This is a genomic window from Sinomicrobium oceani (assembly GCF_900119185.1).
GTDB lineage: Bacteria > Bacteroidota > Bacteroidia > Flavobacteriales > Flavobacteriaceae > Sinomicrobium > Sinomicrobium oceani.
Map to the genome: position 1 here is coordinate 202809 of NZ_FPJE01000006.1, position 24940 is coordinate 227748.

Sequence of the window (24940 nt, forward strand, 5' to 3'; positions counted from 1 at the left end):
ATTAGAGAAGGTATGTTCAATTCTACAGATTTGCTTTTGTCGTTTGTAGGTAGTGGTGTATTTTAGCCCAAAATTGTATATATGCTTACCATATCGCAGTACCAGGAAGAATTTTTAGCCTATCTCGAAGACTATCCTTTTAGTAGCGAACCAGAAGGATTGTACGGCCCTATGCATTATATTCTCAGGGTCGGAGGGAAAAGACTTCGACCTGTACTCACATTACTGGCTGCGGATATTTTTGGAGGCGATTACAAAAAAGCCCTGGATGCGGCTCTGGCCATCGAAGTATTCCACAATTTTACCCTGGTGCATGACGATATTATGGATGATGCCCCTATGCGGAGAGGAATGCCGTCGGTACATGAAAAATGGGATCTGAACACGGGGATATTATCGGGAGATGTTATGTTGGTAAAGAGTTATACGCTATTCGAAAGATATGCTCCGGAATTGCAAGTGAAACTTATCCGGCTATTCAATAAAACGGCAGCAGAAGTTTGTGAAGGCCAGCAATATGATGTGGATTTTGAACTGCGTACCGATGTGACCTTGCAGGAGTACCTGCGTATGATACAGTATAAAACTGCAGTATTGGTGGGTGCTGCGATGCAGATGGGGGCTCTCATTGCCGGGGCCACGGAAGAAGAGGCCAAAACGATATACGATTTCGGGCTTCACCTGGGGACGGCTTTTCAGTTACAGGATGATTACCTCGATGCTTTCGGAGATGAAAAGACCTTCGGAAAACAGATCGGGGGAGATATCATGGAGAATAAAAAGACCTTCCTCTATATCACGGCATTGGAAAACCTCGAAGAGGACGATGCGGATCTGCTACAGAATTTATACGAAATCGCTCCTGCTGATACGGAAGAAAAGATCAGGACCGTCAAAGAACTTTTTGTGTCCTCGGGGGCTACGGATAAGATTCGTGAAGCCATTCAGGAGTATACGGAAACGGCTTTCGGTAGTATAGCATCGTTGTCTTTGGATGAAAAAAAGAAAGAGGTACTCCTCGCTTTTGGCAGAAACCTGATGAACCGCAAGGTATAATCTCTCTTTCTGAAGACGTATATACCGTAGTTTGCTGAGGTTAAGGGTGGCATCGTGGAAATGGCCCGTAAAGAAACCGAAGGAGGTCGCCTGCGTTTAACCTGTTTCCGGAGGCAGACCCCATAACCTGATCCAATCCGAGTATGCCTTCCCGCAATTCGAAGTTCATGGTAATAGTATTGTGAACTCCCACCACGATTTTTTTTACGTATAGCCTTGTGTACCAGGGTCTGTATGACGAGCGTATATTTTCCGGGAGGGGTTTTGAGCTCATAATATCCTTTGTTATCGGTCATAGTGCCTTTGCCCGTACCTTAGAGAAGAATGGTAATTATAGTCAAGGGGATGTCCTTCATGTGTAATAGTTCCCTGAATGGACTCTTTATGGATTATTGTAGCGTGGGAATATAAGGAAAGAAGCAGGCCCAAAGAGCAGCGTGTTTTCATAAGTTTATTTTTTAAATGCAATATTGGTTAAAAAGGTTTGTACATACGGAATTATGAAGTGCAATATTTTTACTTGTATTTAAAGTTAATTTTAGACAGAGCTAAAAATTTATTTAATAAAATTAAAATGTATTTTTGTGTAAACAAAATTTCATGACGCTCTCCGAAGAAAACTATCTGAAAGCCATATATCATCTGGGAAGAGATGCCAAAGGAGCAATTTCTACGAACGCCATTGCTGAGGTTATGGCAACCAAGGCTTCTTCTGTAACCGACATGATAAAAAAACTTGCGGACAAGGGATTGGTGAAATACAAGCGTTATCAGGGAGCTAACCTCACGGAAGATGGCAGGCTCTACGCGATCAGTGTGATCCGGAAACATCGGTTATGGGAACTTTTCCTGGTAGAAAAACTCAATTTTTCCTGGGATGAGGTGCATGATGTCGCAGAGCAACTGGAGCATGTAAAATCGGATAAGCTTATCGAAGAGCTCGATGCTTTTCTCGACTTTCCCTCGGTCGATCCGCATGGCGATCCCATACCGGATAAGGACGGGAACATACAGGCGTCTGCCAAGGTACTTCTGGCGACACTAAAAACGGGTGAAAAAGGAGTCTGTGTCGGGGTGAAAAATTCCTCCAGAGCGTTTCTGCAGTACCTGGATAGACTCGAGGTTTCCCTCGGAAAGGAATTGACCGTCCTGGGCAAAGAGCCTTTCGATAATTCTATAGCTATCCGGGTGGGGGATACTGCTATCCATATTTCTTCGCTTGCAGCCAATAATCTTTATGTAAAAAAACTATAATTTATGTTTGATAAGGTCATTACCTATTTTGAGTCGATCGATCCCGTGATGGGGGCGTTAGTAGCTACGACATTCACATGGTTGGTTACCGCCGCCGGAGCTGCCCTGGTATTTTTGTTTAAAGGAATGAAGCGCGTTGTACTCGACGGAATGCTTGGCTTTACCGGTGGGGTTATGGTGGCCGCAAGTTTTTGGAGCCTGCTGGCTCCTGCCATAGCCATGAGCAAGGGGGAAGGCTTTGAAAAAGTGTTGCCGGCTGCTGCGGGTTTTGCTATGGGAGCTGCATTTCTTTTTGCATTGGACCGGCTTTTGCCGCATTTGCATATTAATTTTAAGGAAAACAAAGCAGAAGGTGTGCAGACCGGATGGCATCGTACGACTTTACTGGTACTTGCTATTACGCTGCACAATATTCCCGAAGGGCTTGCCGTAGGTGTGCTTTTCGGAGGAGTGGCAGCCGGGATTCCGGAAGCCTCGATTGCCGGTGCGGTGATTCTCGCGGTGGGGATAGGGATCCAGAATTTTCCGGAAGGTATAGCCGTAGCCATGCCACTGCGAAGGCAAGGGATGAGCCGGAAAAAAAGTTTTTTCTACGGCCAGCTTTCGGCTATCGTAGAGCCTATGGCAGGCGTGTTGGGAGCTTTTGCAGTTTCCTTTTTTACACCGGTTTTGCCCTATGCACTCTCCTTTGCAGCCGGAGCTATGATCTTCGTGGTCGTAGAGGAAGTAATTCCCGAAACCCAGCAGGATAAATATACCGATATTGCAACCCTTGGTTTTATAGGAGGATTTATTATCATGATGTCTTTAGACGTTGCTTTGGGTTAATGACAGCCGCAGTCACTGCCGTTACCACAGGATTTTTTGCTTTTCTTCTTCGGAAGTATAAATTTCCAAACGAGAAAACCTATGGCAATACCAAGGGCGATATAGACTAATATGGATTGAATGTCGGGCATAGTCATATTATTTTTAGTTAACAGCTTATTTATTTTAACACCTGGTAGGCAATAAGAGCTGTGATATAAGCAAAGGCACTCATAAAGACCAGTTGTATAATAGGCCATTTCCATCCGTTGGTCTCTCTTTTTACGATAGCTACAGTGCTCATACATTGCATGGCAAAAGCATAAAAGAGCAACAGGGATACTCCTGTAGCAAGGTTAAACAATTTTTCGCCAGTAGCCGGGTTTATCTCCTTGGCCATACGGTTTTTTATGGTGTCTTCTTCTTCACTACCCACACTGTATATGGTGGCCAGAGTACCTACGAATACTTCTCTGGCTGCAAAAGAACTGACCAGGGCAATACCTATTTTCCAATCGTATCCCAAAGGTCTGATGGCTGGCTCTATGGCTTTGCCTACGATCCCGATATACGAATTTTCGAGCTGATAGGAAGCGATCTCGGTTTGGAGCTCCTCTTCACTGATCACTGTTCCCTGGTGATGCTCGGTTACGATCTCCTCGGCATTGTCAAACCGTTCGGAAGGCCCGTTGGATGCCAGGAACCATAGGATAATAGAGATCGCCAGTATGATTTTACCGGCACCGAAAACAAAACTTTTGGTTTTTTCCACTACGGTAATCACCACGTTTTTCAACAGCGGGATCTTGTAGTTGGGCATTTCTACAACAAAGAAGGGTTTGGTTTTTGTTTTGAGTATTTTATGCAGAACATAAGCAGATCCCACGGCCGCAAGGAATCCGAGCAGATATAATATCATAAGCATCAATCCCTGGTAATTGAGTCCCATGACACGTTTATCGGGGATGACCAGTGCGATAATGATAAGATATACGGGGAGCCTTGCAGAACATGTCATAAAAGGGGTGACCAGTATAGTAATTAACCGTTCTTTCCAGTTTTCGATATTCCTGGTAGCCATAACGGCCGGGATAGCACATGCTGCCCCCGATATTAAAGGCACAACACTCTTCCCGCTCAGCCCGAAACGCCGCATGCCTTTGTCCATCAGAAAAACTACCCGGCTCATGTAACCGGATTCTTCAAGCAGGGCGATGAATAGAAACAGGAAAGCAATCTGGGGAATAAAAATAACAACACCACCGATACCGGGAATCAGGCCTTCGGAGATCAGGTCGGTAAAAACACCGGCAGGTAATATACCTTTGGCCCATTCGCTGAGTGATGCAAACGATTCGTCTATAAAGTCCATCGGATATGCACTCCAGTTAAAGATAGCCTGGAACATGAGCAGTAAGATCCCGAAAAAGATAACATATCCCCATACCTTATGCGTCAGAATCCGGTCCAGTGAGGCTCTGAGTCCTTTTGCGGCATGCATATCGGTTGTGTAGGTATCCTTGAGTGTATTGTTTATAAACTGGTACCGGTGTATAGCCTCCTTTTGCTGTAATCTCTTGAGTTCCGAGCGCGATTTGGTATTGAACGAAGAGGTATCCGGGACGGTATGCCGGTTGAGGTCGGCAAAATTGGCATCCTGGGTGATGACCAGCCATAATTTGTACAGATCCTGGTCGGGAAATGCATTTTGGAGACTGTCGAAATAAGTGCGGTCTATAGCAGAGGCATTGACACAGGGTTCGGTAGATAAGCTGCGATAATCAAGGATAAGTTCTTTGATGCGATCTATTCCGGTGCCTTTCCTGGAACTTACCAGCGCAATCCTGGTGTTGAGTTTTTTTTCGAGAAGTGCCACGTCGAGGGAAATCCCTTTTCTGTCCATGCGGTCAGCCATGTTGATGACCAGGATGGTGGGAAGTTTCAGATCTTTGATCTGCGTGAATAGCAAGAGATTTCTCTTGAGGTTTTCCACATCTGTAATGACCACCGCAACATCCGGGTAATCTTTGTCTTTCTTGTTGAGTAACAACTCTATAACCAGGTTCTCATCCAGTGAGGTAGCGTTGAGGCTATAGGTGCCGGGGAGATCCAGGATGTGTGCTTTGACCCCTCGGGAAAGCTTGCATACGCCTTCTTTTTTCTCTACGGTGATGCCGGGATAGTTTCCTACTTTCTGGTTCAGACCGGTGAGTTGGTTGAAAACCGAGGTTTTACCCGTATTCGGGTTACCGATAAGCGCTACCTTTATCTGCTTGTTCATCAGGCTCATAATTCCGTGGTTTCATTAATTTTTTCAATCTCTATAAGCAAGGCGGTTTCACGCCTTATCGAAAGAAAAGAACCGTTGATGTTAAGGTACAGAGGGTCCCGGAAAGGAGCAACCTGTAGTAGTTCTACCTGGTTGCCGGGAAGGCATCCCATTTCAAACAATTTTACAGGAATGATGTCTATTGGAATATCCGTTATAATCCCTTTTTCACCGCGTTTGAGATGTGCTATAGTTGTTTTCAATTTTTATTTAGAATCAATTTAAGTAGCCAAAAATAAGACAAAAAGTTAGCTTAGAAAAATAAGTGTTAACTAATTAAAATTACAGGGGTTGGCAAAACTAAGGGATTAACAGGGAGATAAGCGCATTTTGACTCAAAATATGCAGGAAAACTTTAACATCTTTTTAGGTTTTGCCCCGCTTTTCCGGTGTTTTTATGAATGTTACGGAATTATTCGGCCTTTAGTATTTCGATATCATGGATAAGTTTGTCCATGTCCTCCGGGTTGGTACCGTCATAAAAACCGCGAATTCGTTTCTTTTTATCTACGAGGATAAAGTTTTCGGTATGGATCATATCATAGAGACCTCCGTCCCCGTCATTCAGTACGGCGAGATAGGATTTTCTGGCCAGTTCGTAGATCTGTTTCTTATCGCCCGTAACGAGATTCCATTTCCGGTCGTTTACGCCTTTGTCCAACGCATATTTTTTGAGCTGTGGCACCGAGTCTATTTGTGGTGTTACGGAGTGGGAGAGAAGCATGACATCGTCATAAGGCATGGTCTTTTTCTGGATTTCGGCCATATTACCGGTCATAATGGGGCATATCGTAGGGCAGGTCGTAAAAAAGAAATCGGCAACATAGATCTTGTCTTTATAATTGTCCTGGGTAATCGTATCTCCGTTCTGATTTATCAGTTTGAAATCGGCTATGGTATGATATTTTTTTACATACTGTATGGTGCTGTCCACCAGTTCTGCCTTAACCATAGAAGGTTGGTATATGGGAAGCGTTTCCTGGGGTTTCAGCGCATTATAAAACAGGGTGATGATAATGGCCGAAAGAATGAAAAGGGTAAGGGCCAGATATTTGAATTTGCTGAAAAACCGTAACATGGAGACGTGTTTTTAGGATTGGAACCGGAGTACAAAATTAATGAATTGTTCCGTGTCCCGTATCGTAAGGGAGCTTTTAATTAGCGCTTTTAACATTAAATTATATAACGTTTCTTCCTGATCGTGAATTGCTTTTAGCCTACGATCATACCGGCCAGAGTTGCAGAGAGCAGGGAGGCAAGTGTTCCGCCGAGTACGGCCTTCATGCCGAATTCGGACAGGGTTTTGCGTTTTCCCGGTGCCAGGGAGCCTATACCGCCGATTTGTATACCTATAGATGCGAAATTGGCAAATCCGCAAAGCATATACGTAGCCATGATGATCGATTTGTTATAGGTGAAATGAAGCGGTTGTGTGGCATCTTTCAGTTCCGAAAGTTGTATATATCCGACAAATTCGCTCGCAGCAAGCTTTACTCCCAGAAGCTGTCCCATGAGCGCCATATCTTCTTTCGCTACACCGATTACCCACATAAGCGGGGCAAAGACATAGCCGAGAATAAGTTCGAGCGACAAGCGGTTGTAGGGGGTATGATCGGCTACCCAGCCGTTGATGTTACCTATTTCTCCTATTTTGAGCATACCATAATTGATCATGGCAATAAAAGCGACAAAAACAAGCAGCATAGCAGCTACATTTGCGGCGAGTTTCAGTCCTTCCGTAGTTCCTGTAGCCATGGCATCGAGTAAGTTGGAACCGATGTTTTGTTTGGAAACTTCTACGACTTCGCTTACGTTTTCGGTTTGAGGTACCAGTATTTTGGATACTACAATAGCTCCCGGTGCCGCCATTACCGAGGCAGCGAGAAGGTGTCGCGCAAATTCCAGTCTCAGGGCTTCATCCGATCCGCCGAGAAAGCCGATATATGCAGCCAGAACACCGCCGGCGACAGTGGCCATTCCACCTACCATGACCAATAAGATCTCGGAGCGGTTCATTTTTTCCAGGTAAGCTTTGATCATCAGGGGAGACTCCGTTTGTCCCAGGAAGATATTTCCTGCTACAGACAGGCTTTCCGCTCCCGAAATTTTAAGGAGTTTGGTGAGTAGCCAGGCCAGGGCTTTGACAACCTTCTGGATAATGCCGAGGTAAAATAGTACGGAGGTCAGTGCCGAAAAGAAAATAATAGTCGGTAATATGGTAATAGCAAAGTTAATAAGCGGGCTTTCTATTTTGTTGGTAATAAAGGAGCTGAAAAGGAAACTTGTGCCGGCCTCGGTAAATGTCAGTATTTTATTGAAAGCCTTTCCGAGAATGGTAAATATTGCCCGTATGAAGGGAACCTTGAGAACGCCTATGGCGAGGACGAGTTGTGCAAGAAGCCCGAGACCTACCGTGCGCCAGTTTATGGCTTTCCTGTTACTGCTGAATACGTAGGCAATGGCTATGAGTACGACCATTCCCAGGATGCCTCTTCCCAAACCGTATAATGAGAAGCCCTGGCTGGGTTCTATAGCGGCGTTCAGGAAAACGAGTAGAAATCTGTGCATGTGATAGGATTATTTTTTTTCGCGCTTGGATATCTCATCCCTGAGCTTCACAGCTTTTTCGTAGTCTTCATTGGTAACGGCCGCTTCCAGCATTTTGTGGAGTTCCTGAAGGGTCAGTGCGCTGTAATCTTCGGAAGCTTTGGCTACATCTTCATTGCCCGAAACAATGTCTTCCGAGAGTATTTCCTCTTCCTTCTGATCCTTGTCTTTCGCAGAAAAACTAAGGTATATTCCTGCTTTGTCCAGGATATTCTTGTAGGTGAAGATCGGTGCGCTAAAACGAAGGGCGAGGGCAATGGCATCGCTGGTGCGCGCGTCAATAATCTCTTCGATCTTGTCCCTTTCGCAAATAATACTGGAATAGAAGACCCCGTCGACCAGTTTGTGTATAATGACCTGTTTGACAACGATATCGAAGCGATCTGCAAAGTTTTTGAACAGGTCATGCGTCAATGGTCTCGGTGGTTTGATCTCTTTTTCCAGAGCTATGGCAATGGATTGTGCTTCGAAGGCACCGATAACAATGGGAAGTTTACGGTCTCCTTCCACTTCATTGAGAATAAGGGCGTAAGCGCCATTTTGTGTTTGGCTGTACGATATTCCTTTTATGTTTAACCTGACTAAACTCATATTTTATATACAACTGGGCATAAAAATTTCACCTCAATTTTAGGCAAAGATGAAAAAATTTCGTGCGAATTCCTCACTGTCCGGCCTCGAATTTATATTTTGAGAGGTCAGTCCCTTAATATCCATGGTTTTTCTGAACCCACCGGGACCGCTTGTACAGTAGAAAAATAAAGGGCTGCCAGGATCCGGGATAGCTCCCTGTCCAAGCAGCCCTTCAAGGGCACAATTTACCAAAAATTATGAGTTTTGTGCTTTAAATTCCTTTAATTTTTCGATGAGTGCAGGAACGACTTCGAAGGCATCGCCCACTACACCATAATCTGCAGCTTTGAAGAAAGGAGCTTCCGGGTCGGTATTGATAACTACCTTGACCTTAGAGGCATTGATCCCTGCAAGATGCTGTATGGCTCCTGATATCCCTATGGCGATATACAGATTGGCAGCTACCGGCTTTCCGGTCTGTCCCACGTGTTCACCATGCGGTCTCCATCCCATGTCGGATACCGGTTTGGAGCAGGCGGTGGCAGCACCGAGAACATCGGCCAGTTCTTCTATCATTCCCCAATTTTCAGGACCCTTGAGGCCGCGTCCGCCGGACACCACGATCTCTGCATCTGCAATAGTAACCTTTCCTGTGGTTTTGTCTACCGATTCGGTACCGATTGCAAAATCATTGTCGTTTAATGCAGGGGCAAAGGTCTCTTCGGCAGCGGCTCCGTTTGCCTCTTTGAGACCGAAGGAGTTTTTGGAAAGCCCGATAAGTTTTACATCGGTACGGATCTCTGTAATGTTAAAAGCCTTGTTGGTGAAGGCTGTACGCTTTACACGGAAAGGATCTGTGCTTTCCGGAAGAGCCACTACGTTCGGAGCATACCCGGCTTCGAGATTTATGGCCAGAACGGGAGCAAGGTATTTGTCATTGGCACTGGAACTGATAATGACAATACCTGCATTTTCCTGGGCAGCAGCCTGCTTTATAACATCTGCATAAGCGCGTGCGTTGAATCCTTTCAGTTTTTCATCAGATACTTTCAGGACTTTATCCACGCCGTATTTGCCGAGTTCTGCGGTGTTGTCCGCATTTACGGCTACGGCGGTAACCGTAGTGCCGGTCTGTCCGGCGAGGGCCTTAGCATACGATGCGACTTCAAATGCCGTTTTTTTGAGTTTTCCTCCTTCGGATTCCGTATATATTAAAATAGACATATTTTTCTTTTTTTGAGGTTTTACGATAGGATTTCTTAGCGTAAAAGCCGGATTAGATCACTTTGGCTTCGTTGTGCAATAAGCTGATCAACTCATCGAGGTTGTCCGGAGATACCAGTTTGACCTCACCTTTAGGTGCGGGCTTTTCAAATTTTACCGCCGTAGTCTGGCTTTGGGCTTCTTCCGGTTCGAGTACCGTCAGTTTCTTTTGTCTGGCCATCATAATACCTCTCATGTTGGGGATGCGAAGATCGCTTTCCTCTACCAATCCTTTTTGTCCTCCTATGATGAGGGGCAGGGCACATTTTACGGTTTCCTTGCCACCGTCTATCTCTCTTGTAGCCGTAGCCTCGTTGTTTTCGACCTCAAGGCCTATACAGGTATTGACAAAATTGGCACCGGTGAGGGCGGCAAGCATACCCGGAACCATTCCTCCGTTATAGTCTATGGATTCCCGGCCGGCTATAACCAGGTCATATCCCCCGTCCTTTACAATTTTGGCAAGTTGCCGGGCAACAAAAAAACCATCGGTAGCTTCTGCATTGACCCTGATAGCTTCGTCTGCACCTATAGCCAGAGCTTTGCGAAGGGTAGGTTCTGTTTCAGGTCCGCCTACATTGACCACCGTGACCGAAGCACCCTGTTTTTCTTTGAACCACATGGCCCTGGTCAGACCGAACTCATCATTGGGATTAATTACAAACTGTACGCCGTTGGTGTCGAATTTGGTGTCGCCATCCGAAAAGTTAATTTTGGAGGTTGTATCCGGAACGTGACTGATACATACTAATATCTTCATGTTTCTGTTTTTTGGGATTTTGACCGAAGATAAAGGCAGAAAAAATACTTCGGACTTTAGCCTTCGGACTTCTGTCTTAATTTGATTTAAATAATCGTTACGAAGATAGAGAATATTTTCCAAAAATACTATGCGCGCATAGTATTTTTTTGAAGAAATTTTCAGGTTTTATACTTTGAAGAGCGCCTGTGGTACAACGTGAAGAATAGGGGAGGGTGATGTTGTTTCTTCGGTTTGTAGTGATGAGCATGGTCGAAACAAGAAAGGGTAGGAGAGTTACAAAATTTATGAAAATGCGGGCCATAAAAATTTTATTTATTACTATTTTTGCTTCGTTTACACGAAGATGCTGTTTTATTCAATATTAATATAGTACATGAGAACAATACAATTTAGAGAAGCCGTAGCCGAGGCCATGAGCGAAGAGATGCGAAGGGACGAAACTATTTACCTGATGGGTGAGGAAGTGGCCGAATACAACGGTGCGTATAAGGCTTCCAAAGGGATGCTCGATGAATTCGGGCCCGACAGGGTACTGGATACTCCTATTTCCGAGCTCGGATTTGCAGGGGTAGGTGTAGGGTCTGCCATGGGTGGAAACCGGCCTATTATCGAGTTTATGACTTTTAACTTCTCTCTGGTAGGGATCGATCAGATCATCAATAATGCCGCGAAAATGCGACAGATGAGTGGTGGCCAGTTTAATATTCCAATCGTTTTCCGTGGACCTACGGCTTCTGCCGGTCAGCTTGCGGCGACACACTCACAGGCTTTCGAAAGCTGGTTTGCCAACTGTCCCGGACTCAAAGTTATAGTGCCTTCCAATCCTTACGATGCAAAAGGACTTTTGAAGTCTGCCATTCGCGATAATGATCCTGTGATCTTCATGGAGTCGGAGCAGATGTACGGAGATAAAGGTGAAGTGCCGGAAGATGAATATACCCTGCCGATCGGTGTTGCCGATATAAAGCGGGAAGGAAAGGATGTTACCGTGGTTTCTTTCGGAAAGATCATCAAAGAAGCATACAAAGCTGCCGATGCACTGGAAAAAGAAGGTATAAGCTGTGAGGTCATCGACCTCAGAACAGTAAGGCCCCTGGACCAGGAAACTATTCTGAAATCGGTTAAGAAAACCAACCGTCTGGTTATTCTCGAGGAAGCATGGCCTTTCGGAAATGTTTCTACGGAAATCACTTATCTGGTACAATCCCAGGCTTTTGATTTTCTGGATGCTCCCATAATCAAAATAAATACTGCCGATACTCCGGCTCCGTATTCTCCTGTACTGCTGGCAGAATGGTTGCCGAACTACGAAGATGTAGTAAAGGCAGTGAAGAAGGTATTATACCAATAAAATATTTTTTTTAGCGTTATATAAACTTCATCAATATTTTATTGGTGAAGTTTTTTATTTTTAGGACATTGCAGGAGCGTACCGGAAGTCAGGTTGAGACGGACGTTCCGGATCGAAAATGTTTTGGTGTGTTTTAGGACTTAACTCTATATATGAAGAAGCTTTTAGCAGGGATACTTTTACTCTTATCGGTAGTGATGCATGCCCAGACCAAGGTGAGCGGTATGGTGATAGACGAATCCGGAATACCGGTTCCCTTTGCTAATGTACTGTTCAAAAACTCTTCGGAAGGTACCATAACCAACGATGACGGCCGGTTTTATCTGGAATCCGAGAATACGTTTACTACGCTCGTTGTTTCTTTTGTAGGCTATGCTACTAAGGAAATCCCCCTGGAGAAAAGGGTAAATTACGATATGAAAATAGAGCTCGAGGAAGGTGAGCAGCTCAAGGAAGTCGTTGTGTACGTCGGGAAACAATCCAAAAAGAATAACCCGGCAATAGACCTTCTGAGAAAAGTCCTGGAGCGCAAGCGAAAAAACGGGGTTCACGGTTTCGATCAGTATAAATACGATAAATACGAAAAGGTAGAGTTTGATCTAAACACCATAGACAGTAGCCTTATCCATGGAAAACTGTTTAAAGGAATGGAGTTTATCTTCGATCAGATGGATACCTCGCGGATAACCGGAAAAACCTACCTGCCTATTTTTATCAACGAAGCTTTTTACAAGGTGCACGGGGATAATAAACTGAGTAAGAAAAAAGAAAAGCTGGTAGGTAACAGGAATTCGGGGTTTAGCTCCAACCAGAATATTATCTCGTTTGTTCAGGACCTCTATTCCGATTATGATATTTACAAAAGCTATCTTAAATTTTTCGATAAGAGTTTTGTCAGCCCTATTTCCAGAGTTGGTATAGATACTTATAATTATGTGCTTACCGACAGTACCTATATCGATAACAAATGGTGCTATAATATCATCTATTATCCGAGGCGCAAAAACGAGCTTACTTTTAAAGGTGACTTCTGGGTCAGTGATACGACGTATGCCGTAAAAAAAATCAATTTACAGGTTACCAAAAGTGCCAACATCAACTGGGTGAAAGATATCTATATCGAGCAGGAGTTCGAAGTGCTCAACGATTCCGTCTTTCTGCTTACGAGAGATTATATGATGAGCGACTTCAGCCTGAGGAAAAAAGAAGAGTCACGGGGAGTGTACGGTAAGCGGACCACGATTTATGACAATTATATCTTCGATGAGGAAAAGCCCCGGTCCTTTTACAATGAGGAAGTAGACCGGTTCGATGCACAGGTCTATGAAAGAGATGATACCTTCTGGCAGGAAAACAGGCTGGAGGTCTTGAATAAGAATGAATCGGGGATATATAAAATGCTGGATACGCTGAAAACAGTGCCCAAATTCAAGAGATTGTACAATGTAGGAGAGATCCTGGCATCGGGATATGTAGAGATCGATAAGTGGAATATGGACTATGGACCGATATTTTCTTCTTTCGGTTATAACGATGCCGAAGGGATACGACTTCGCGGAGGGGGAAGAACTTATTTCGGGCCTAATGACAGGTGGCGTATAGAAGGATTCGGAGCCTACGGTTTTAAAGATAAGAAATTCAAGTACGGGATATCTGCAAAGTGGTTACTGGACAGGGAGAACAGGCTTATCATTTCCGGGGGAAACCGCCGGGATGTAGAACAGATCGGTGTGAGCCTGACCCCTAACAATGATGTGCTGGGCAGAAGTTATGCCTCTTCCTCTGTTTTTACGGTGGGTTCTAACGACAAACTCACCAATATCAACCTGACGACAGCCGATATGGAAATGGAGCCTGCCAAAAATTTCAGGTTTAAAGTAGAAGGGTCTTTCCGGATGTTACGTTCGGCACTTCCGGAAGCTTTTAGTCTGGATTATGTGGATCCGGAATCGCCTACGGGAGTTTCCTCACAGGTAAAACAGCTCGAACTGACAACCTCACTGGAATATACTCCGGGGAGAAAAACCGTAGGGTACGGGGTGGAGCGAAGAGATGTCAATGATGAATACGCCCGTTTTTATATCAACTACGCCAAAGGAGTCAGTGGTTTTCTGGAAAGTGATTTCGATTATGAAAAGATCCAGTTTTATTTTCGAAAACCATGGAATGTCGGAGGTTTCGGAAGGCTTTATACTACGGTAGAGGCCGGAAAGACTTTCGGAGAGGTGCCGTTGGGGTTATTGAGTATCGTTCCGGGTAACCAGACCTATTTTTCTATATTTAACACGTTTCCCAACCTCGATTTTTACGAATTTGTAACCGATACTTATGTGTCGATGCACCTGGAACACAATTTCAACGGGAGGATTTTTGCGAGAGTGCCGCTGTTGAGAAAGTTGAATTTACGCGAAATAGTAGGGCTTCGGGGAGTCTGGGGAGAACTTTCGGAAGAGAATATAGCACTAAACCAGCCGACAAATATGCTGCTTCAGGCACCTTCGGAAAAGGTGTACTGGGAATATTCGTTCGGGATAGGCAATATCTTCAGGGTGTTCCGTATCGATTTTAACTTCCGGGGTAATTATCTCGATATGCCCGATGCCAGGAGATTCAGTGTGACCGGGACTTTCGGCTTCCACTTCTAAAAGGCGAAAAAAGGTTAGAATTATAAAATTATCATGGAACATTTTTAAAAAAGCCGTTCCGGGATCAGATATGTCTTACATTCATTAAAATTAAATTGTGTTTTACAGCCATCTTCTGTATTTTTGCACCCTTTCTTAACACATTGTAGTAATTATGAGCGCAGCGAAATTAAAGTCTTTTGACGTATTGATAGAGATCCCCAAAGGGAGCAGGAATAAGTATGAGTACGATTTTAAACTAAAAAAGATCCGGTACGACAGAATGATCTTTTCTTCCATGCATTACCCCGCGGATTACGGATTTATTCCGGAGACCCTGGCATTAGACGGAGATCCGCTGGATGTTTTGGTGTTGGTCACGGAATCGACATTTCCCGGATGTGTGATGGAAGTAAAACCGATAGGTGTTTTCCATATGGCCGATGAGAAAGGGCCGGATGAAAAAATCATTTGCGTACCTGTTTCCGATCCTATCTGGAACAAACTTAGCGACCTCAATGATATGAACCCCCACCAGAAAAAGGAAATCGAACATTTTTTCCAGGTGTATAAAGACCTGGAGCAGAAGAAGGTTGATGTAGGCGGATGGGGAGATGTTAATGAAGCTTATGATATTATCGATGCCTGTATAGATCGTTTTGAGTCGCTTCAGAACAAGGAAGAAGGACTTTTCAGCATAGCGTAATCTATAACGTATCAATTTGATATAAAAAGCGGAAGCATTCACCTGAATACTTCCGCTTTTTTAATGGTCCGTTTTAAAATCAGGTCGCTGTATTCAGGTATTCCCGGATGGAGCTTTCAGGTGCTTGTGTACTTGGTAGAATGGTCCGGTACGGTTTTACTATCAGATCCTGGTGTCTGCAAAGATCTTTTAATGCCGCTGTAGTTTAAACACTTTGTCGTTCCGGGATACTTCTACGGAGTTTCCGTGGTTTGTGGGATTCCGCTTTTTGTCTTAGAAATGCCTTGTTTTTTTTCTTCTTTCTTCCTGTCCATATCAGTAAACCGGTCACAGGAGATGCGGCGGCGATAAGACAGACCACAAAAGCAAGGATTTTGGTAGGGTATCCATAAATACTTCCGGTGTGAAGCGGGTAAATCATACGTCTTATTTTGTCTCCTGCCGAAAGCTCGTCATAACGTTTGATCTGTAGCCTTTCGCCTGAGTACATGTCAAAATAAACCATGTCCCTGATGTTCGGGATCGGGGCTTCCAGATTTTCTTTAAGTACCAAGATACTGTTTTTGCCTTTTAAGTCACGGATCAGCCGGATATCGCCACGGTAGGTGAAAAGGCTGTCGGTTTCTTTAAGAATGGAAGTATAAAAATTGTTATTATCCCGGGTGGAATACGAATCGGTTTCCCTGTTTTTTACTTTATGTATCGGTTTGGGCGTTCCATCGGCTATATAATACATGGTGTTTTCGTACCAGCGGTAAGACCATATAAGGCCTGTAAGTGCGATGAGAAGCAGGGGGATAACGCTGTAAAACCCGAGTACGGCATGGATGTCCCAGTTTACCCGCTTAAACGAGGCTTTCCACTTTATTTTGAGGCGCTGTTTAAGGTTTTTTAGCTTTGAAGGCCACCACAGTATCATACCACTGATGAGTAATACGGTGAAAATCAGACATGCAGCGCCGGTAATGGCTTTGCCTGTATCTCCCATTAAAAGGTATCGGTGTAATTTGGTGACTATGGTGAAGAAACGCTTTTCGTAAAGGGTGTCTTTGAGGATCTTTCCGGAATAAGGACTGGCTGAGATAACACGTTGTTCTCCGTTGATATCCGTAAGGTTAATGAGTACACTCCGCTTGGGATCGTTAAAAGTGTACAGGTTTTGAAGTACAGCACCCGGATGTTTTTGCAAAGCATTTTCAATAAGAATATCCGTTGGAATTTTAGCAGCAGCGGCATGTTCGGGGGTGTTGTAATATGCGGGATCGAAAAACGGACCGAGTTCATCTTCAAAAACCAGGACACTGCCGCTCAGTGCTACTACAAAAACCACAAGGCCGGAGACAAGTCCCAGCCATAAGTGTAGTGTTTTTATATAAGGTTTCAATTTCATTTAAAAAGCATATCCTACGGTTAAAAGCCAGTTTCTTGGGGTGCCCGGGAAAAGCCGGATGTAGTCATATCCCCCGACCCAATGTGTTTTGTTGGTAATATTGTTAAAGTTGAGTTGCAGGGTAAAATCATTTACGGTATAGTACAGTGCGGCATTTACCAAAGTGTATCCCGGAATGGTCTGTGCGCTGTTTTGCTGTAAGACTCTTTCGGTAACGAAGTTTGTACCGAGACCGGCGCCCAGTCCTTTCAGTTTTCCATGGTCCATGTTGTACCGTGTCCATAAATTACCCTGGTGTTTCGGGGTGTTGGGCTTCTGAAGTCCACTGCGGTTACCTGCTGCGTCCTTGGTGATCTCTGCTTCTATAAAAGAATATGATGCACTAATACTCCAGTTGGGGAATATACGTCCGTTGAGGTCGACTTCTATACCGCGCGAACGATCTTTTCCGACCTGCTGAAGTGAGTCCGTGCCGGCTTGGGCATACAATGTATTTTTTTGTTCTATACGGTATAAAGCCAGTGTAGCATCGAGTTTTCCGTTGAACCAGGAAGATTTACCTCCGAACTCTATCATATTGCTTTCCAGTGGGTCGAAAGGACCGCCTAAATTAGGGTCCATGTTGGAAGCGGTCTGAGGTTCGAATCCTTGTACGTAAGTACCATAGATGTTGATGTTGTCGGTCAGTGTATATGTGGCTCCGATACGGGGCAGTAAGGCATCCTGGTGCACACTCTCTTCATTTGGGGTCTCGTAGTTCATTTTATCTGTATAATAATCGTATCGCAGACCGATGAGAACTTTGAGTTTGTTCCAGGTAATCTGATCCTGCAAGTACACCCCGTGCGAATTATAGAGTTCCGGACCGTAAGACCGTACCGTGTAGACGTAATTGTTCATATCCCTCAATTGTTGTGAGGCCACGGGATTGGACAGGTCGAAATGTGCGACGTTAGGGATAGGGTTCCCGTCAGAATCCAGGAAAAAGTTCTGAGAGTTGTCGGCATTGTAAGCCTTGGCACCCCCGTCTTTGGTCAGATAACCGTTGGCCTGTAATTGAGAGCCTCCCCTTGGGATTTCCTGCTGGGCATAGTCATACCCTGCGATAAGGTTGTGTTTCAGTAGGCCGGTTTGAGCTTTGTAATTGAAGAAGGCCGAAAGATTGTCTATAAACCGCTTTCGTTTGCGCTGAAATACCTGCATTGCAATTTTGTCCGGTATATCCTGCCCGAGACCGTCAACGGCATATTGGTTGGCCCCACGATGTTCCAAAAGGTCTTCGTTGTAGCCCGTACGGATGTATGAGGCCGAAAAGGAGAGTTCTTCGGTAAACTGGTGGTTCAGTGCTAAGGTAACGATATAGGTCTCTTCGTTCAGGAAATCGTTGGTAGCACTCAGCGATCTTGAGATCGGGGTAGAATACAGATCGTCTTTATAAGTAGACTGGCCCCTGTCCAGACGGCTTTTTGAACTGTTGTAGATCAGGTCGAAGTTTACCCTCGTCTTGTCTGTGGGAAGAAATGATAACGAAGGTGCAATAACCAGGTTTTTATCAAATTGCAGATCCCGGAAACTATTGGCGTCCTCATACCCGATATTCAACCGGTATAAGAGGGACTTGTCCTTTGTCAGTGGCCCTGTGAAATCACCGAGGGCACGTAAGGTGTTAAAGCTCCCGGTAGAAAAGCTTACTGAATTCCTGACTTCATCGAGGGGTTTTTTAGTGACCCTGTTGATCACTCCTCCGGGAGATGCATTACCGAATAGGGCCGAAGAAGGGCCTTTGAGTACTTCTACCCGTTCCAGGTAATTGGCAAGAGGCTGTTTCCAGAACCCTGTGGAAGTACGCATCCCGTTGAGGAGCTGGGTGTTGCTCCCGCCATTGATACGGTATCCCCTGATGATAATATCGTCGTAAAACGTATTCTGGTTTACACCGCTGAAGTTCTTTACAAGATCCCCGACACGCATGGCGCCCTGGTCTGCGATCAGTTCTTTAGTGGCGTAAGAGACGGCCTGCGGTAAATCTTTCAGTGCAATTTCGGTTTTAGCCCCTACGAAGGACGTCGTGTTTTTATAACTTTTTTCCTTTCTCCCGATAACTTCCACGGTTTGCAGTGTGGTTACGTTTTCTGCCATTTGAAAACGGAGTGTGAGTATTTGTCCGGATTCGAGAGAGACAGCCCGTTCCTGGGGAATAAATCCGATTTCGGATATAAAAATGGTATAGTCTCCAGGAGGAATATTACGAATTTCAAAGTGGCCGTTCTCATCGGCAGAAGTACCGCGTTTTAATTCTTTGATGAGAATGTTTGAAAAAGCAGCAGGAGTATCGGTTCCATTGGTGATTCTTCCTGTAATTGTCGCCTGTTCCTGAGCCGGTACTATACCATGGAGCAGTAATGTGCAAAGAAGCATGTAAAATTTTATATGCATAATGATGGAGGTCTGTTTTTGTTTAGCGACGCGAAAATACCGATTATTTATAATTGGTATAAATAAAATTAAAATATTTTTTTCATTCAGCAATATCCGTATTAGAACGAGAGATCTCAATGGGTTTGCCTTATAAAGAAAATGATAATTTGAGGGAGTAATTATTTTTTTGTTCTCAATTATCAATAGGGAGTGTTGGTAAATCTTTAATATGTAACCATCAGAAAGCCATGCATTTTTACTACATTTATGTGATTCATTTATAAAACCAGATATTTTATGGAGACCAATACTATTTTTTTGCCGATTATTATGGCGATTCTTGGTCTTGTTTTTATGCTCATCAAAGCGATGTGGGTAAAAAAACAGGATGCCGGAAATGAAAAGATGAAATCCATTTCTGAGAACATCAAGCAGGGAGCGCTTGCTTTTTTGCAGGCCGAGTATCGCCTCCTATTCATTTTTGTAATTATAGCGGCTGTTGCTCTTGGGGTAATAGCCTTTTTTGTGCCTACAACGCATTGGCTTATTATCGTAGCCTTTGTCTTTGGTGCTTTTTTTTCTGCCCTGGCAGGAAATATCGGAATGCGTATTGCAACGGAAAGTAATGTGCGTACTACACAGGCGGCCAGGACAAGCCTGCCACAGGCACTGAAAGTGTCGTTTTCCGGCGGAACGGTTATGGGACTCGGCGTTGCGGGGCTTGCGGTACTCGGATTGAGTTTGTTCTTTTTGTTGTTTACTAAAATGTTTCTCACCGGGGAGGCTGGATTTTATGAAGAGATGACCGTAGTGCTTGAAGCTCTTGCAGGTTTCTCACTTGGCGCCGAATCTATAGCGTTGTTTGCACGTGTCGGCGGGGGAATATATACCAAAGCGGCCGATGTCGGCGCCGATCTTGTGGGAAAGGTGGAAGCCGGGATTCCCGAAGATGATCCGAGAAACCCTGCCACCATAGCGGATAATGTGGGCGATAATGTAGGGGATGTAGCCGGGATGGGGGCCGATCTTTTCGGGTCATATGTTGCCACGGTACTGGCATCTATGGTGCTGGGAAATTATATTATCAGGGAGATGACAGAGCGTAATGGAAGTTTTACTGATGCTTTCGGAGGTATGGGGCCGATCCTGCTTCCGATAGTCATTGCCGGTGTGGGTATCATCGCTTCGATCATAGGTACGTTTTTCGTGCGTATCAGCAGTAACGACGTGAGGGAGGCACAGGTACAACGGTCTTTGAATACCGGAAACTGGATTGCGATAATACTGACGGTGTTAGCTTGTTACTTTCTTATTCGATGGATGCTTCCGGAGACGCTTCATATGAAATTTTTCGGAGAAGGATATAAAGAGGTCCCCGGGTTACATGTGTTTTTTGCTACGATTATCGGTCTTGCCGTAGGGGGGCTGATCTCATTTTTCACCGAATATTATACCGGACTTGGTAAAAAACCGGTACTCGATATTGTGAGGAATTCCTCCACCGGTGCGGCAACTAATATTATTGCCGGGCTGGCAACAGGGATGAAATCTACTTTTTCTTCAGTGCTTCTGTTTGCCGTTGCGATCTGGGGGTCTTATGCGCTTGCCGGTTTTTACGGCGTGGCCATAGCGGCATCGGCTATGATGGCGACTACAGCCATGCAGCTTGCTATTGATGCTTTCGGTCCCATTGCGGACAATGCCGGAGGGGTGGCTGAAATGAGCGAACTTCCCGATGAGGTTCGCGGACGCACCGATATTCTGGATTCCGTAGGGAATACCACTGCGGCAGTAGGTAAGGGTTTTGCCATAGCCTCTGCAGCCTTGACGGCTTTGGCGCTTTTTGCAGCGTATGTAACCTTTACCGGTATTGATGGTATAAATATTTTTAAAGCAGATGTTCTCGCCGCTTTGTTTATAGGGGGAATGGTACCTGTAATTTTTTCTGCGCTTGCAATGCAGAGTGTCGGTAAGGCGGCGATGGAAATGGTGAAGGAAGTCCGGCGTCAATTCAGGGAAATTCCCGGGATTATGGAAGGAACCGGAACCCCCGATTATGGCCGGTGTGTGGATATATCCACACAAGCAGCTTTACGGGAGATGATCCTGCCCGGCGCCATAGCAATTCTCTCTCCTGTGCTTATAGGTTTCGTAATGGGAGCAGAAGCGCTCGGAAGCTATATGGCCGGTGTTGCAGTATCCGGTGTGGTATGGGCTATATTCCAGAATAATGCCGGCGGAGCCTGGGATAATGCAAAGAAATCATTCGAAGCCGGTGTGGAGATCGATGGCGTAATGACTTTTAAGGGGTCCGATGCACACAAAGCAGCTGTTACCGGGGATACGGTAGGAGACCCTTTTAAGGATACCTCAGGGCCTTCGATGAATATCCTCATTAAACTGACTTGCCTTGTGGGCTTGGTCATAGCCCCTATTCTCGGAGGACATACGGATGATGGAGCCGTAGGGCAGGCAGAAAAAGTGCCGGTAGTGATCGAAGTACAGACGGTAGATGCCGGTGACGATGTGGAAGCAGCAAAATCTGTAGCTTTTGTATTCGAAAGAAAGCAGGAAGAATGAAGCTGTAGCTATAAACGATAGTAACAAAAAACCTGCACACGAGCAGGTTTTTTTATAGTGATATGTGTAATAGGATAATTACAATCTGTGTACTTCTGGATTTTCTCCCGGTTTTCTGGGCATGGTCCGGAAAATGTGGTCCCATAACGGAGAGGATACCCCGAATGCCCTGTCCGGCTCCCTGTAATGGTGTATGGAGTGATGGAACCATAGTACTTTAAGGAAATTGTTAGGTACTTTGAAAGCATGTACCGAATAATGTACGCCGAGGTATGCGTTGTATCCCATGAGGAATCCTGCTAAAAAACCGAAGGCGTAATCACCCATAACCGCTCTGTACAGAATGAAAAATACCGTAGCGATGATCAGGCTTAACAGCGGTGGCATTGCCAGTCTCGATTTATCTTTGGGGTAATCGTGATGAACCCCGTGCATGGTGTATGCTATTTTTTTTCTTTTCTCCGTAGTGGCGGGCATGTGATAAAAATACCGGTGCATGATATATTCGATCAGGGTAAAGAAGAGCATACCTGCTGCAAACAATAGAATCATTTGGGGAGCCTGGAAACCTTTTTCGACGATGCCGTAATAGATAAGTGCAGCAGCAATTACCGTAAAAATGATCAGAGGCATCGAAATATGGGTATGGGTAAGCTTTTCCAGTACGGGATTGTTGAATAGTTTCGGAGAACCTTTGTGTTTAGGGCGTTTGTGTTTTGTTGCTTCCATAGGTATAAGGTTGAAAAGTTTTTATCACGAAGGCCGTTGTTTTTTACGCTTCTAAAGCGTCCGAACATTATGCTGTGTTGCGAACAGGTCTTTTTAGAAAAGCCCGTTGAGTTCGGCATCTATTTTCTGGATTACATCTCCCAGATCCTCCGGATTATCTACAAAATTAAGCTTATCTACATCAATAATCAAAAATTTTCCTTTTTCATACGTATGTGCCCAGGCTTCGTACCGTTCGTTCAGTCTGCTGAGGTAATCTATGGAAATGGAATTTTCGTATTCCCGGCCTCTTTTGTGGATCTGGCTTACCAGGTTGGGGATAGAACTGCGAAGGTATATCAGCAGATCCGGAGGCTGAACAAGATTTTCCATGAGCTCGAAGAGCGATTGATAATTACCGAAATCCCGGTTGGTCATCAATCCCATAGCGTAGAGGTTCGGAGCAAAAATGTAGGCATCCTCATATATGGTCCTGTCCTGGATAATGGTTTTTCCGCTTTCCCTGATTTGCAGTATTTGCCGGAAACGGCTATTCAGGAAGTAGATCTGGAGATTAAAACTCCATCGTTCCATCTGGGTGTAAAAATCATCGAGATAAGGATTGTCTACTACATCTTCGAACTGGGCTTCCCACTTAAAATGTTTGGCCAGTAATTTTGTCAGTGTTGTTTTTCCGGCACCAATGTTCCCGGCTATGGCAATATGCATGGTGTAAGTGTAATTGAGTGATAAATGTTTTTCTAATGTAAATATACAAGTTATCCTCGTTCGGATAAAATATATTTATCCTGTAGAGGGTACAAATATATTGCAATCTACCGGTATTGCTTTTTTTGATTGTGAGTGTGTTCTGAAATAATTCCCATTTCAGTTAAAGGGTGTTTCCTGTTTTGCTCGTTTGTTAATGGGGTCTGGCGGTTCGGTTTTGTGTCAGAGAAGGTGGGGTAGTCAGCGTGCTTTAATGTGATAAGTAATAAAAAAAACCGGAGAGCTATCCGGTTTTTTTATTAAAGCATTAATAGAATATTTATCAGGCAAGTACTGCCGTTTCCAAAGCTCTTTCAACAGCGTCTGCCCTGGATGATTCTATGGCAGTACCTTCTGCACGGAATATTTCAATATCGGTCATGCCCATGAAACCGAGAACGGCTTTAAGGTATGGCGGAATAAAATCGTATCCCTGGTTTGGTCCTTCAGAATAAACGCCCCCTGAAGCCAGGGCGATATATACTTTTTTGCCTGTAACCAGCCCTTCCGGTCCGTTTTCCGTATAGCGGAAAGTGATTCCCGCGCGGGCGATATGGTCTATCCAGGACTTCAGTTGAGAGGGAATGTTGAAATTGTACATCGGAACATCGAGTACGATAATATCTGCTTCAAAGAGTTCCCGAACAGCACGCTCGGAAGGCTGGACGGCTCTGATATTTTCGGGGGTCCTGTCTTCTTCCGGTGTGAAGAATGCCGTCAGGGTCTCGCTTTGCAGGTGAGGGAATGCTTCTCTTACAAGGTCTCGTTCCTTTACCCTGACCTCCGGATGAGATTCCTTGAGCCTTTCCACGATGGCATTACCCAGTTTGGTACTATATGAATTCTGGCCCTGAAGACCGGACTTGATGTGCAAAATATTTTTCATGTCGCAATTTTTGTTCAAAAATACATATATTTACTGTGTAAATTATAGTACTTAACCAAAGGTGAGTACTAACCTTTGGGTAACCAGGCTTAGAAAAAGATAGGATATGAGAGAAAAGATTTCGGCTGAAATATGTCAAAAGCGGTTAAAAGGCATTGATGATGCCCTTTATGCTATAGGAGGTAAATGGAGACTAAAGATTATCATTGCATTACGGGAAGGCTGCACACGTTTTAATGAGATCCAGCGGACTATAGGGATTTCAGCAAAAATGTTGTCCGTAGAATTAAAAGAACTCGAATTGAATGGTTTTTTAACACGGGAGGTGCATACCGGCCATCCTGTTGTGGTGTCGTATAAAATTACCGAATACAGTAATACCTTAGAGGAAGTTCTGGATGCTTTGAGTGCCTGGGGAGAGCAACATCGGGAGAAAATAAGGCGGGAGCGTTCGTGATTGTCTGTGTTTTTTAGATATACGGTGTTTTATGACATATAGTACGATCTATAAAGAAAAACCTGTGATCGACCGCGGTTAAAACAAAAGAGGTTGTCTAAAAAGGCAGCCTCTTTTTTTTGTTATAAGGTTTTGTGTTTGTAAATTTAAGCATGAGCCGAAAAGTCACCTGGAAGATCTACGACCAAGGGCAGTTGAGCCTGCTTCCGCCCAGTTATGATGACCTAGTTCCTCAGAACCATCCTGTACGTATTGTCAACACGATTTTGGACTCGGTAGACCTGAGCAGCCTGGAAAAGACCTATCGTGGAGGCGGTACATCGAGCTATCATCCCAAAGTATTGCTAAAAATTTTAGTGTATGCCTATTTGCGCAACCTGTATTCTTCGCGTAAAATAGA

The 24940-nt window shown here is 44.6% G+C and carries 23 protein-coding genes; 9 read left to right on the forward strand and 14 right to left on the reverse strand.

Annotation, left to right across the window (positions count from 1 at the left end):
* Positions 1-81 precede the first annotated feature (81 nt).
* The gene (locus BT112_RS07350) at positions 82-1056 is read left to right on the forward strand and encodes a polyprenyl synthetase family protein (protein WP_072316704.1); all 975 of its coding nucleotides are present in this window, start codon (positions 82-84) and stop codon (positions 1054-1056) included.
* Positions 1057-1096: 40 nt separating this feature from the next.
* Here the strand turns inward: BT112_RS07350 and BT112_RS21600 are convergent, their stop codons facing one another.
* Entirely contained in the window at positions 1097-1330 is a 234-nt protein-coding gene (locus tag BT112_RS21600; RefSeq protein WP_139276053.1) for a hypothetical protein, read from the reverse strand.
* A 326-nt stretch (positions 1331-1656) separates the two neighbouring features.
* On the opposite strand from BT112_RS21600, the gene BT112_RS07355 reads away from it, so the two are divergent.
* Together BT112_RS07355 and BT112_RS07360 are read left to right on the forward strand one after the other, a co-directional pair.
* A complete protein-coding gene (locus BT112_RS07355) occupies positions 1657-2310 on the forward strand; it encodes a metal-dependent transcriptional regulator (protein WP_072316705.1) in 654 nt (217 codons plus the stop codon).
* Between the two features lie 3 nt (positions 2311-2313).
* Positions 2314-3138, forward strand: a complete 825-nt coding sequence (locus BT112_RS07360) for a ZIP family metal transporter (protein WP_072316706.1) — start codon at positions 2314-2316, stop codon at positions 3136-3138.
* Here the strand turns inward: BT112_RS07360 and BT112_RS21605 are convergent.
* The 8 genes from BT112_RS21605 to BT112_RS07400 all read right to left on the reverse strand — a co-directional run bounded on the left by BT112_RS21605 (position 3135) and on the right by BT112_RS07400 (position 10649).
* Positions 3135-3269, reverse strand: a complete 135-nt coding sequence (locus BT112_RS21605; RefSeq protein ID WP_139276055.1) for a FeoB-associated Cys-rich membrane protein — start codon at positions 3267-3269, stop codon at positions 3135-3137. The two genes, BT112_RS07360 and BT112_RS21605, sit on opposite strands and share 4 nt — an antisense overlap.
* A gap of 29 nt (positions 3270-3298) precedes the next feature.
* Complete coding sequence (gene feoB, locus BT112_RS07365) at positions 3299-5398, reverse strand: ferrous iron transport protein B (protein ID WP_072316742.1); 2100 nt, start codon at positions 5396-5398, stop codon at positions 3299-3301.
* A 5-nt stretch (positions 5399-5403) separates the two neighbouring features.
* Positions 5404-5649 (reverse strand): FeoA family protein, encoded by a 246-nt coding sequence (locus BT112_RS07370; protein ID WP_072316707.1) that lies wholly within the window; start codon positions 5647-5649, stop codon positions 5404-5406.
* Between the two features lie 209 nt (positions 5650-5858).
* Positions 5859-6524, reverse strand: a complete 666-nt coding sequence (locus BT112_RS07375) for an SCO family protein (RefSeq protein WP_072316708.1) — start codon at positions 6522-6524, stop codon at positions 5859-5861.
* A gap of 134 nt (positions 6525-6658) precedes the next feature.
* Positions 6659-8014: a NupC/NupG family nucleoside CNT transporter gene (locus tag BT112_RS07380; protein WP_072316709.1), complete on the reverse strand. Its 1356-nt coding sequence runs from the start codon at positions 8012-8014 to the stop codon at positions 6659-6661.
* 9 nt (positions 8015-8023) lie between these two features.
* The gene (locus BT112_RS07385) at positions 8024-8644 is read right to left on the reverse strand and encodes a bifunctional nuclease family protein (RefSeq protein WP_072316710.1); all 621 of its coding nucleotides are present in this window, start codon (positions 8642-8644) and stop codon (positions 8024-8026) included.
* 237 nt (positions 8645-8881) lie between these two features.
* Positions 8882-9850 carry an electron transfer flavoprotein subunit alpha/FixB family protein gene (locus BT112_RS07395; RefSeq protein ID WP_072316712.1) on the reverse strand — a complete coding sequence of 323 codons (969 nt, stop codon included), beginning with the start codon at positions 9848-9850 and terminating at the stop codon, positions 8882-8884.
* Positions 9851-9902: 52 nt separating this feature from the next.
* Positions 9903-10649, reverse strand: a complete 747-nt coding sequence (locus BT112_RS07400; RefSeq protein WP_072316713.1) for an electron transfer flavoprotein subunit beta/FixA family protein — start codon at positions 10647-10649, stop codon at positions 9903-9905.
* 376 nt (positions 10650-11025) lie between these two features.
* Here BT112_RS07400 and BT112_RS07405 point away from each other — a divergent pair, with 376 nt between their 5' ends.
* The 3 genes from BT112_RS07405 to BT112_RS07415 all read left to right on the forward strand — a co-directional run bounded on the left by BT112_RS07405 (position 11026) and on the right by BT112_RS07415 (position 15333).
* Positions 11026-12003, forward strand: a complete 978-nt coding sequence (locus tag BT112_RS07405) for a pyruvate dehydrogenase complex E1 component subunit beta (RefSeq protein ID WP_072316714.1) — start codon at positions 11026-11028, stop codon at positions 12001-12003.
* A 152-nt stretch (positions 12004-12155) separates the two neighbouring features.
* Positions 12156-14648 (forward strand): DUF5686 and carboxypeptidase-like regulatory domain-containing protein, encoded by a 2493-nt coding sequence (locus BT112_RS07410; protein WP_072316715.1) that lies wholly within the window; start codon positions 12156-12158, stop codon positions 14646-14648.
* 154 nt (positions 14649-14802) lie between these two features.
* Positions 14803-15333 (forward strand): inorganic diphosphatase, encoded by a 531-nt coding sequence (locus BT112_RS07415; protein ID WP_072316716.1) that lies wholly within the window; start codon positions 14803-14805, stop codon positions 15331-15333.
* Between the two features lie 205 nt (positions 15334-15538).
* On the opposite strand, the gene BT112_RS07420 is transcribed toward BT112_RS07415, so the two are convergent.
* The gene (locus BT112_RS07420) at positions 15539-16723 is read right to left on the reverse strand and encodes a PepSY-associated TM helix domain-containing protein (protein ID WP_072316717.1); all 1185 of its coding nucleotides are present in this window, start codon (positions 16721-16723) and stop codon (positions 15539-15541) included.
* Positions 16724-19159: a TonB-dependent receptor gene (locus BT112_RS07425; protein WP_245776996.1), complete on the reverse strand. Its 2436-nt coding sequence runs from the start codon at positions 19157-19159 to the stop codon at positions 16724-16726.
* Positions 19160-19438: 279 nt separating this feature from the next.
* On the opposite strand from BT112_RS07425, the gene BT112_RS07430 reads away from it, so the two are divergent.
* On the forward strand, positions 19439-21721 hold the full coding sequence (locus BT112_RS07430) for a sodium-translocating pyrophosphatase (protein ID WP_083564830.1): 2283 nt from the start codon (positions 19439-19441) through the stop codon (positions 21719-21721).
* Between the two features lie 78 nt (positions 21722-21799).
* On the opposite strand, the gene BT112_RS07435 is transcribed toward BT112_RS07430, so the two are convergent.
* The 3 genes from BT112_RS07435 to BT112_RS07445 form a co-directional block, all read right to left on the reverse strand.
* Entirely contained in the window at positions 21800-22450 is a 651-nt protein-coding gene (locus BT112_RS07435) for a sterol desaturase family protein (RefSeq protein ID WP_072316718.1), read from the reverse strand.
* Between the two features lie 93 nt (positions 22451-22543).
* A complete protein-coding gene (locus BT112_RS07440) occupies positions 22544-23158 on the reverse strand; it encodes a deoxynucleoside kinase (RefSeq protein ID WP_072316719.1) in 615 nt (204 codons plus the stop codon).
* A gap of 322 nt (positions 23159-23480) precedes the next feature.
* A complete protein-coding gene (locus BT112_RS07445; protein ID WP_072316720.1) occupies positions 23481-24083 on the reverse strand; it encodes an FMN-dependent NADH-azoreductase in 603 nt (200 codons plus the stop codon).
* Positions 24084-24189: 106 nt separating this feature from the next.
* On the opposite strand from BT112_RS07445, the gene BT112_RS07450 reads away from it, so the two are divergent.
* Positions 24190-24540 (forward strand): winged helix-turn-helix transcriptional regulator, encoded by a 351-nt coding sequence (locus tag BT112_RS07450; protein WP_072316721.1) that lies wholly within the window; start codon positions 24190-24192, stop codon positions 24538-24540.
* Positions 24541-24692: 152 nt separating this feature from the next.
* Positions 24693-24940: transposase (locus BT112_RS21610; RefSeq protein WP_139276057.1), on the forward strand; the 248-nt coding region annotated here is incomplete at its 3' end.